Here is an 8,875-nt window from a genome sequence, read left to right as displayed (position 1 = left end):
GATCGCGCCCGTCGCGCACGCAGAGGGGCGGGTGCTCCAGTGGTGGGGCACCAAGGGCGAGGACCCGGTCACGGCGGACGCCGTCCACCGGGGCGGCTGCTCCCCAGCCGACCCGCCGGCCCACGGGACCACCGGCGGCTGGACCCCGTCGGGGTGCTGCTGCTCGGCGTGGGGGTGCTGGCCGTGCTGTTGCCGCTGGTGCAGCAGGAATGGCGGAGCCCGGCGAAGTGGCTGCTCGTTCCGGCGGGGCTGCTCGCCCTGGCCGGCTTCGGGGCGTGGGAACGGTGGTACGGCCGCCGCCAGGAACCGCTGTTCGACCTGGGGCTGTTCGGCTTCCGGTCGTACGCCCTGGGATCGCTCATCGCGCTTGTCTACTTCGGCGGGTTCACCGCGATCTTCTTCATCTTCACGCTCTACCTGCAGAACGGCCTCGGCTACAGCGCGCTGGTCGCCGGCCTGGCCATCACCCCGTTCGCGCTGGGCTCGGCCGCGGCGTCCGCGCTCGGCGGCCGGATCGTCAACCGCTTCGGGCGTCCCCTGGTCGCGGTCGGGCTGCTCACCGTGGTGGTGGGACTCGTCGCGGTGGTCGTCGTGCTGAACCTGGCCCCGAGGGGTGCCGCCGTGCCGTGGCTGACCGCGGCCCCCCTGCTGGTGGCCGGGCTGGGCAGCGGTCTGGTGATCGCGCCGAACCAGACGCTGACCCTGTCCCAGGTGCCGGTGCGGCAGGCGGGCAGCGGGGCCGGCATGCTCCAGACCGGCCAGCGGATCGGTTCCGCCGCCGGGATCGCCGCCGTCGGCTCGGTCTTCTTCTCCTCGCTGGCCGCCAGCGGCGGGGACTTCTCGCTCGCGTTCCGGCACTCGCTGCTGCTGGCCGCCGGGTTGATCGCGCTCGCGCTGGTCGCGGCCCTGGTCGACGTCGCCTTCAGCCACCGCCGGTGACGACGGTCCCCAACAGTTCCAGCCGGGCGTCGGGCCAGGCCTGGGCCAGCTGTCACGACGGCCGACGCCCCCGGCCCGCACCCGCCGGCGGGAAGCCAGGTCGCCGCGCCCGCCCCGGTCTGCCATCCCGTCATCGTGGCCCGACATGCGTCTGGCCGGCACCCCGGGCGGGGTGCCGGCCAGCGGCGATCGGCTACTGCTGTCAGCTGTTCCAGTGCTCGGCCACCAGGTCAGCGGCCTGCTGCTCCCACTGCGCGTAGTGGTCCGGGTACGCCGACACCTGCACCGTCTGCGCGGCCTTGGTCAGCGGCATGTCCTGCCACCCGTCGACCTGCTTCAGACCCTTCAGGAACGCCATCGTCGAGTACTCCGGATCGGTGATCTGCTCCACCGTGCCCCAACCCGAGGACGGACGCTGCTGGAACAGGCCCTGCGAGTCGTGGTCGTTGCGGTCACCCAGGTGACCCAGGTTCTCCAACTTCGACTCCTGCAACGCGGTGGCGATCGACACGACGGCGGCGCGCTCGTCCATGCCGGCCTTCTTCGTCGCCGCGATGATCGCCTTCACGTTCGCCACCTGCTCGTCGGACAGGTCGACGTGCGACTGCGCGCCCTGCACACCGTGCGCGATCAGCTTGGCCTTGTCGACCGACGGCTTGTCGGCCTGCACAACCGCCACCGGCGTGGACTCCACCGACGGGGCCGCGTGCGCGGTCGCGGGACCGGCGAACACGCCACCGGCGAACGCGAGACCAGCAATACCAAGAACGCTCTTACGGATGATCGTGTTCATCAGAAACGCTCCATTCGGGGGTTGGCACCCACACGCCGAAGGGGGATCGGCTTAACGCGGGTGCAAGCACCGTCCGGCGCTCAAGCGAAATCAAAGGGGACTCATGCGAACTCAAGCAGGGTCTCCAGCGAAACCGGAGAGGATCTCCAGCGAGGCATGGAGAGGATCTCCGACGACCAAGCCGGAGTTGCGAAGTTCAGAAGATCAGGTCGGCCGTGCCGGCCGGATGTCCAACCCGTGCGGGCCGAAAGGGGGCCGGGCTGTCGAGCGGGGCGGGGGGACGCCCTCGCGTCGGCCGGACCATGTGTAACCACCGCCGGCCCGCCATCATTCCGGGGCCCCCGGGCCCGCCATCTGTCGGGGCGGCGTGACCTCGGCGGCGCGCGTCTTGCTCGGTCGTACGCAGGGTGTAACGACCCCGCCCCGGGCACGATTCCGCCCCCACGATGCCCCCGGGCCACACCCCCAAACCGGACATCTCAGCACCGGGCGACCCCGACGACCACAGACCGGGGCCGCAGCGAACGTGCTGACGAGCACGCACCCTGCAGCGGAGCCACATCCGAACCCCTGGGCTTGAACCGGACGCCGCGCGCGGCCACCTCATCGGCGGCTCTCTCCGGCGGACGCGCCCAGCGATGTGGGCGACCTTGGCAGATACGAGCCCCTGGCGGGGCCCATTCCTTCCAAGATCGGCGAGTGGCGGGCTGGGGACGCAGCGGACGTATTCGAGAGCAGGGACGCCCGCAACCAGCCACCGGTGGAACACCACGGGTGTCTCCCGGCCCCGGTGACACCCATGGTGTTCCACTCACCGGTGACCCGGACGGCGGCGCGCGCCCGGGCTGAGGGGGTGGTCTCGTGAACGGGGCAGCTCTACAGGCCCCGGCTGGTCCACCACGACGCGACGCCGCGCCGCCTGCGGCCGGACAGCGGTCCGGATCCGGACCGTTGTCGCGACCGCAGTCCGAACACGGGGTGTCTTCGGCGTGGACGCGATCGCCGTCCGGATGCAGGGGCGCCGTCGGCTCTGACGCGGACCGCGCGTCCGGATGCGGGCGTTGTCGGCATGGACGCCGCCGCAGTCCGGACACAGGCGTGGACGCGACCGCGGCCCGAGTGCGGGGCGCTGTCGGCGTGGACGCGACCGGCCGGCCCCCGAGGCGGGGGCCGGCCGGTGTCACGCGGGTGTCACCAGAGCTGGGAGACGATGTCCGCCGCCTGCTCCTCCCACTGCGCGTACGCGAAGGGGTAGGCCGAGACCTGCACCGTCTGCGCGGCGGAGGTCAGCGGCAGGTCCTGCCAGCCGCCCACGTTCTTGAGCGCGCTGAAGAACGCCTGCGAGGCGTACTCGGGGTCGGTGATCTGGTCGGGCGAACCCCAACCCGACGACGGGCGCTGCTGGAACAGGCCCTGCGAGTCGTGGTCGTTGTACGCGCCCAGGTGGCCGAGGTTGTAGAGCTTCGACTCCTGCAGCGAGGTGGCGATCCCGATGACGGCGCCCCGCTCCCCCACGCCGGTCTCCTTGGCCTCCTCGATGATGGCCTTGGCGTTGGCGAGCTGCGCGTCGTCGAGCGGGATGCGCGACTGGGCGCCCTGCACGCCGTGCGGGACCAGCTCCTCGCGACTGGGCTTGTCGGCGGACGGCTTGGTGGTGGTACCGCCCGTGGTCAGGGCCGACTCCTCGGCCGCGCCCGGCCTGCCCTTGCCGGTGGCCTGCTCGATCGCCGCCACGGCGCCCTCGTGGGGCGCGGTGGTGACCGGGGCGGCCACGGCCGTCGGCCCGAGGGCCAGGCCGCCGAGGGCGGCGACACCCACCACGCTGAGCGCGACCTTGCGGTTCGAGTCCTTCGAGTCCTTCGCGATGGCCGGGAGCCATCGAGTGAAGTCGTACTTCACGATGGTTGCCCTTTCGGTCAGGCGAAGCGCTCCCTGGATGAGCACTCCTTCGGGGGAACTTCCGCGCCGGACGGGGTTTCGGTTCCGGCGGTACGGGGGACACAACCAGCCCGACCCTGTCGGTCATTCCGGATATGAGCGGGTGCCGGCCGGCTGCGACACGGGTCACTCGACACTCGTGACGATCGGGCACGGACGGTGACGTCCCGGAGGCTCGCGGCGCCACCGGACGCTCGGGGCTCCGGTCGTCCTAGGCGGCGCGGGGGGCGCCGAAGCGCACGAGGACGTGCCAGAGCTGCTTGAGGTGTTGGAGGGTGACCTCCGTCGGCCCACGGTCGGCCCAGCGGGCCGGCTCCGTGACCACCGAGACCGCCGCGCGGCCGATCAGGGCGGCGTCGACCAGTTCGCCCGGCCGGGCGAACTCGGCGTGCACCCGGGCGGCCAGCGGCGGGATGGCCGGCCCTCGGAACTCCGCGTCGATCCGGTCGACGGGCAGCGCGAACCCGGCGTGCCAGCGCAGGGCGAAGCCGTGCCGCCGGGCGAGCGCGGCCAGCGTCGCCCCGGTCTCGGTGCCCTGGAAGGACGGGTCGACGACCATCGCCTCCACGTCCCGGGCGAGGCTCAGCTCGCCGTGGACCTGCGCCTCGATGTAGTCGTCGAGCGCGCGACCCGCCGCGCCGGGGGCCCACGCGGCGTCCTCGCGCCGGCGCAGCAGCGCCCGGGTCAGGGTCACCACGTCGCCCGGCACGCCGAGGCTGACCCCGGTGCCGTCGGTCGCGGCGAGCAGGGCCGCCAGCACCGGTTCGAAGACGTCCACGGTGCCCAGGTCGCGGGGCCCGAGGTGGCTGTCGCCGAAGCAGAACGTGGCCCGCGCCAGCACCTGCGGACGCAGCCGCAGGTGGCAGGAGCCGAACCGGGGGCACGCGCCGTCCGGGTGGTCGAGCAGGTTCAGGCCGCCGTACTTCGGCCGGTCGGCGGGGCGTACGCCGGGCGTCTGGTAGGCGCCGCCGAAGAGCGACTCCTCCCAGCGGTCCCGGTCGCCGCCGGGGAAGGCCGTCAGGCCGCCGTTGGAGATGCCGGTCTCGAACTGGCTGCGGTAGACGCCCTCGGCGGTGAGGGCGTCGACGACCGTACGTCCGTCGGCGAGCAGCCGGTCCGGGTGGAAGTTCAGGGTGAGCCGCCCGTTCGCGCCGACCGCCGCGATCAAATGCTCCGGCCCGTGGGCGACGCCCGAGCCGGCGAGCGCCCGGGCGATGGCGGCCAGGGCGGCGGGGCGCTCGCGCAGCGCCCCCTCGCGTACGTGGGCGAGGGCGGCGCGTTGGGCGGGGGTGAGTGCCGGCGCCGCGTACGTGGCGGCCGGTTCGGTGGTGGGTCGCACGGCGACGAATCTCCCCCATCAACGGGCCGGGACGCACCCCGTTTTCGGGTTCCGAGGGCGACGCGTCGCGGCTGTCGTCCACCCGCGAAGGCCACCCGGAGGTCGTCACCGGACGAGCGGTCGTGACCCGGGTCACGGCGGTGGGCGGGCGGTGCCCGGTCCGTGCCGGGCCGGATGGGCGGCGGCGTTCACCCGGTGGGCCGGCGCCGGGACCGGCGATTACAGTGGGGCCCGAAGTGGAAGGCGACGGATGACTGGTGGTGCGGTGGTCGAGCAGGTGCCCCACCGGATGGTCGCGGGGTGCCGCCACCACCGGCGGTGGTGCGAGACCGGGTTCGCCGACACCCTGGGACAGCCGGCGTGACCGGGGCGCAGCACGCCCGGGCGGCGGGTGCCTTCGTGCACGAAGGGCTCTTCTACCACGATCGGGAGGGTCTGCTCGCTGGCACGGTGCCGTTCATCACCGACGGTCTCGCCGCCGGGGAGCCGGTGCTGGTCGCGATGCCCGGCGCGAACCTGCGGCTGGTCCGCGACGCCGTCGGCCCCACGGACGCGGTGCGCTGGGCGGACATGTCGGAGGCCGGCCGGAACCCGGGACGGATCATCCCCTGGGTGTTGCAGGCGTTCATCGACCAGCACGCCGGCCGGCGTGCGCGGATCATCGGCGAGCCGATCTGGGCCGGGCGCAGCGACACGGAGTATCCGGCGTGCGCCCAGCACGAGGCGCTGATCAACATGGCGTTCGCCGGGCGTGAGGCGACCATCCTCTGCCCGTACGACACGGCCCGGCTCGACGCCGACGTGCTCGCCGACGCGTACGCCACGCACCCGATCCTCGTCGACGACGCCGGGCGACGGCCGAGTGCCGAGTACGCCCCGGCGGACGTGGTCGCCCGCTACAACAAGCCCCTGGCGAGCCCGACGGAGCCCGTTTCGGCGCTGGTCTACGAGGTCGACACGCTGTCCGCCGTGCGCCGGTTCGTGGCCGGGCACGGCGCGGCCGTGGGGCTGGACGAGGACCGGCTGGCCGATCTGCAGATCGCGGTGACCGAGCTGGCGACGAACAGCGTCGCGCACGCCGGCGGCACCGGCGTGCTGCGCGTGTGGCGTACCGCCGAGCACCTGGTCTGCGAGATCCGCGACGACGGCTGGCTGGCCGACCCGCTGGCCGGGCGGCTGACCCCGGCCGCGAACGGCATCGGCGGCCGGGGGCTGGTGATCGTGCAGGCGCTGTGCGACCTGGTCCGCGTGCACACCACCGCCGGCGGGACGACCGTCCGGATGTACGTGCGGCACCCGGCGTGACCTTGCGCTCGACGGGGTCACCCCGGAGGGTGACCGGGAGAACGCCGGCGTGACCGCACGCGGCGGCGCCGGCCGCGAAGCGGCCCCGGGCAGTCGCTGAGCGGCTGCCGGGACCGCTGGTTGCTGGGTGCGGGGTCAGTGCCCGCGGGCCAGCCACTCGTCGAGGTGGGGAGCCTCCGCGCCGACGGTGGTGCTCTCCCCGTGCCCGGTGTGCACGACCGTCTCCGGCGGGAGGGTGAGCAGCCGGTCCCGGATCGAGGCGACGATCGTGCCGAAGTCGCTGTACGAGCGTCCCGTCGCCCCCGGCCCGCCGGCGAAGAGCGTGTCGCCGGTGAACACGACGCCGAGCTGCGGCGCGTGGAAGCTGCACGCGCCGGGGCTGTGGCCGGGCGTGTGCAGCACGGTCAGCGCGGTCCCGGCCACCTCGACGGTCTGCCCGTCGCGCAGCTCCCCGCCCGGCGCCTCGTCGGGGTGCACCATGTCCCACAGCACCCGGTCGGCGGGGTGCAGCAGCACCGCAGCGCCGGTGGCCCGGGCCAGCGCCGGGGCCACCCGGACGTGGTCGTCGTGCGCGTGGGTGGCGAGGATCGCCCGGACCCGTCGGTCGCCGACGGCGGCCAGGATCGCGTCGACGTCGTGCGGGGCGTCGACGACGACGCACTCGGCGTCGTCGCCGAGCACCCACACGTTGTTGTCGACGTCGAAGGTCTGGCCGTCGAGGGAGAACGTGCCGGAGGTGACGGCGTGGTCGACGCGCGCCGCCATCAGAGGACCACCACCGAGCGCAGCACGTCGCCCCGGTGCATCCGGGCGAACGCCTCCTCGACCTGGTCCAGGGCGATCTCCTCGGTGACGAAGGCGTCCAGGTCGAGCCGGCCCTGCAGGTAGAGCTCGGTGAGCATGGGGAAGTCGCGGCTGGGCAGGCAGTCGCCGTACCAGCTCGACTTGAGCGCGCCGCCGCGGCCGAAGACGTCGAGCAGCGGCAGGTCGACGGTCATCTCCGGGGTCGGCACGCCGACCAGTACGACGGTGCCGGCCAGGTCGCGGGCGTAGAAGGCCTGCTTCCAGGTCTCGGGGCGGCCGACCGCGTCGATCACCACGTCGGCGCCGAAGCCGCCGGTGGCGGCGCGGATCGCCTCGACCGGGTCGTCGTCGCGGGCGTTGACGGTGTGCGTGGCCCCGAACTTGCGGGCCCAGTCGAGCTTGCGGGGGTCGGTGTCCACCGCGACGATCGTCGTCGCGCCGGCCAGCACCGCACCGGCGACCGCCGCGTCGCCGACGCCGCCGCAGCCGATCACGGCCACCGAGTCGCCCCGGGTGACCCCGCCGGTGTTCATGGCGGCACCGAGACCGGCCATCACGCCGCAGCCGAGCAGTCCGACGGCGGCGGGCCGGGCGGCCGGGTCGACCTTGGTGCACTGACCGGCGTGGACCAGGGTCTTCTCCGCGAAGGCGCCGATGCCCAGCGCGGGTGTGAGCTCGGTGCCGTCGGTGAGGGTCATCTTCTGCGCCGCGTTGTGGGTGGCGAAGCAGTACCACGGGCGGCCCCGGCGGCAGGCGCGGCACACCCCGCAGACGGCCCGCCAGTTGAGCACCACGAAGTCGCCCGGCGCGACGCCGTCGACGCCGGGCCCGACCTGCTCGACGACGCCGGCGGCCTCGTGGCCGAGCAGGAACGGGTAGTCGTCGTTGATGCCGCCCTCCCGGTAGTGCAGGTCGGTGTGGCAGACCCCGCAGGACTGGATCCGTACGATCGCCTCGCCCGGCCCCGGGTCGGGCAGCACGATCGTGGTCACCTCGACCGGCGCGCCCTTGCTGCGGGAGATGACTCCCCTGACCTCCTGGCTCACGTTTCCTCCTGCTCCACGCCGACGCGTCGCGCCGCCGTCCGTCGGTGCCCTGACGCGGCACCCGATCACGTTCCTCGGGCCGAACCTACTCCCGATCGTCGCGGACGACCGGGGCCGTCGGGCGGTTATCGCGGGCGGCGAGGGGTAGGCGGGGGCACGGTTCGACGCTCGGACGGGAGTGCGCCATGAGGATCAGCCATCTGCCGCTGCGGGTCAGCATCGGCGCGTTCGTCCTCAACTCGGGGATGGGCAAGCGGTCGCTGGAGGGGGAGGCCGCGCAGGGCATGCACGGGATGGCCGTCGGCGCCGTCCCGCAGCTCGGCAAGCTCGATCCGGACCGGTTCGCCCGGCTGCTCTCCCGGGCCGAGATCGCCCTGGGCGCCGCGCTGCTCGCGCCGTTCGTACCGTCGGCGCTGGCCGGTCTGGGGCTGGCGGCGTTCGGCGCGGGCCTGGTGCAGCTCTACCTGAGGACGCCGGGGATGCGCGAGGCGGGCAGCCTGCGGCCCACCCAGCAGGGCATCGGCCTGGCCAAGGACGTCTGGCTGCTCGGGGCCGGCCTGACGCTGGTGCTGGACGACCTCACCCACGGCCGCCGGCGGCGCTGAGGTCCCGCGCCGGCAGCCTTCTCCACCACACGCCGCGACGCGCCGGAGACCACGCCCGCGCCGCGTCCCCGGGAGGTCGGTGGGCGCCACGCGGCCGGTGCGGCGG

Annotated in this window: 7 protein-coding genes and 1 pseudogene; 3 read left to right on the top strand and 5 right to left on the bottom strand. The window is 73.8% G+C overall.

What is annotated here, in order from left to right; genetic code table 11:
• Positions 1 to 93: 93 nt before the first annotated feature.
• A pseudogene (locus tag AB0B83_RS24090) lies at positions 94 to 939 on the top strand (MFS transporter); the annotation flags it as partial.
• A 202-nt stretch (positions 940 to 1,141) separates the two neighbouring features.
• On the opposite strand, the gene AB0B83_RS24085 reads toward AB0B83_RS24090, so the two are convergent.
• The 3 genes from AB0B83_RS24085 to AB0B83_RS24075 form a co-directional block, all read right to left on the bottom strand.
• The gene (locus AB0B83_RS24085) at positions 1,142 to 1,732 is read right to left on the bottom strand and encodes a hypothetical protein (RefSeq protein WP_357580061.1); all 591 of its coding nucleotides are present in this window, start codon (positions 1,730 to 1,732) and stop codon (positions 1,142 to 1,144) included.
• A gap of 1,191 nt (positions 1,733 to 2,923) precedes the next feature.
• The gene (locus AB0B83_RS24080; protein WP_311414700.1) at positions 2,924 to 3,631 is read right to left on the bottom strand and encodes a hypothetical protein; all 708 of its coding nucleotides are present in this window, start codon (positions 3,629 to 3,631) and stop codon (positions 2,924 to 2,926) included.
• A 250-nt stretch (positions 3,632 to 3,881) separates the two neighbouring features.
• On the bottom strand, positions 3,882 to 5,009 hold the full coding sequence (locus tag AB0B83_RS24075; protein ID WP_357580060.1) for a DUF3626 domain-containing protein: 1,128 nt from the start codon (positions 5,007 to 5,009) through the stop codon (positions 3,882 to 3,884).
• A 360-nt stretch (positions 5,010 to 5,369) separates the two neighbouring features.
• On the opposite strand from AB0B83_RS24075, the gene AB0B83_RS24070 reads away from it, so the two are divergent.
• Entirely contained in the window at positions 5,370 to 6,314 is a 945-nt protein-coding gene (locus AB0B83_RS24070; protein WP_357580059.1) for a sensor histidine kinase, read from the top strand.
• Positions 6,315 to 6,449: 135 nt separating this feature from the next.
• Here the strand turns inward: AB0B83_RS24070 and AB0B83_RS24065 are convergent, their stop codons facing one another.
• Together AB0B83_RS24065 and AB0B83_RS24060 are read right to left on the bottom strand one after the other, a co-directional pair.
• The gene (locus tag AB0B83_RS24065) at positions 6,450 to 7,079 is read right to left on the bottom strand and encodes an MBL fold metallo-hydrolase (RefSeq protein WP_357580058.1); all 630 of its coding nucleotides are present in this window, start codon (positions 7,077 to 7,079) and stop codon (positions 6,450 to 6,452) included.
• Complete coding sequence (locus AB0B83_RS24060) at positions 7,079 to 8,164, bottom strand: S-(hydroxymethyl)mycothiol dehydrogenase (RefSeq protein ID WP_151453684.1); 1,086 nt, start codon at positions 8,162 to 8,164, stop codon at positions 7,079 to 7,081. The genes AB0B83_RS24065 and AB0B83_RS24060 overlap by 1 nt, the downstream gene beginning before the upstream one ends.
• Before the next feature lie 185 nt (positions 8,165 to 8,349).
• On the opposite strand from AB0B83_RS24060, the gene AB0B83_RS24055 reads away from it, so the two are divergent.
• Positions 8,350 to 8,769: a hypothetical protein gene (locus AB0B83_RS24055; protein WP_151453683.1), complete on the top strand. Its 420-nt coding sequence runs from the start codon at positions 8,350 to 8,352 to the stop codon at positions 8,767 to 8,769.
• Positions 8,770 to 8,875: the final 106 nt, after the last annotated feature.

Source organism: Micromonospora sp. NPDC049060 (assembly GCF_040649055.1).
In the GTDB taxonomy this organism is placed as follows: Bacteria; Actinomycetota; Actinomycetes; order Mycobacteriales; family Micromonosporaceae; genus Micromonospora; species Micromonospora reichwaldensis.
This window is presented reverse-complemented; position numbering and strand designations above follow the sequence as displayed.

What these genes read in the sequence shown, in the direction of transcription:
- AB0B83_RS24085 (WP_357580061.1), bottom strand. Translation starts at nt 1,732, where the DNA reads ATGAACACGATCATCCGTAAGAGCGTTCTTGGTATTGCTGGTCTCGCG.
- AB0B83_RS24065 (WP_357580058.1), bottom strand. Translation starts at nt 7,079, where the DNA reads ATGGCGGCGCGCGTCGACCACGCCGTCACCTCCGGCACGTTCTCCCTC.
- AB0B83_RS24055 (WP_151453683.1), top strand. Translation starts at nt 8,350, where the DNA reads ATGAGGATCAGCCATCTGCCGCTGCGGGTCAGCATCGGCGCGTTCGTC.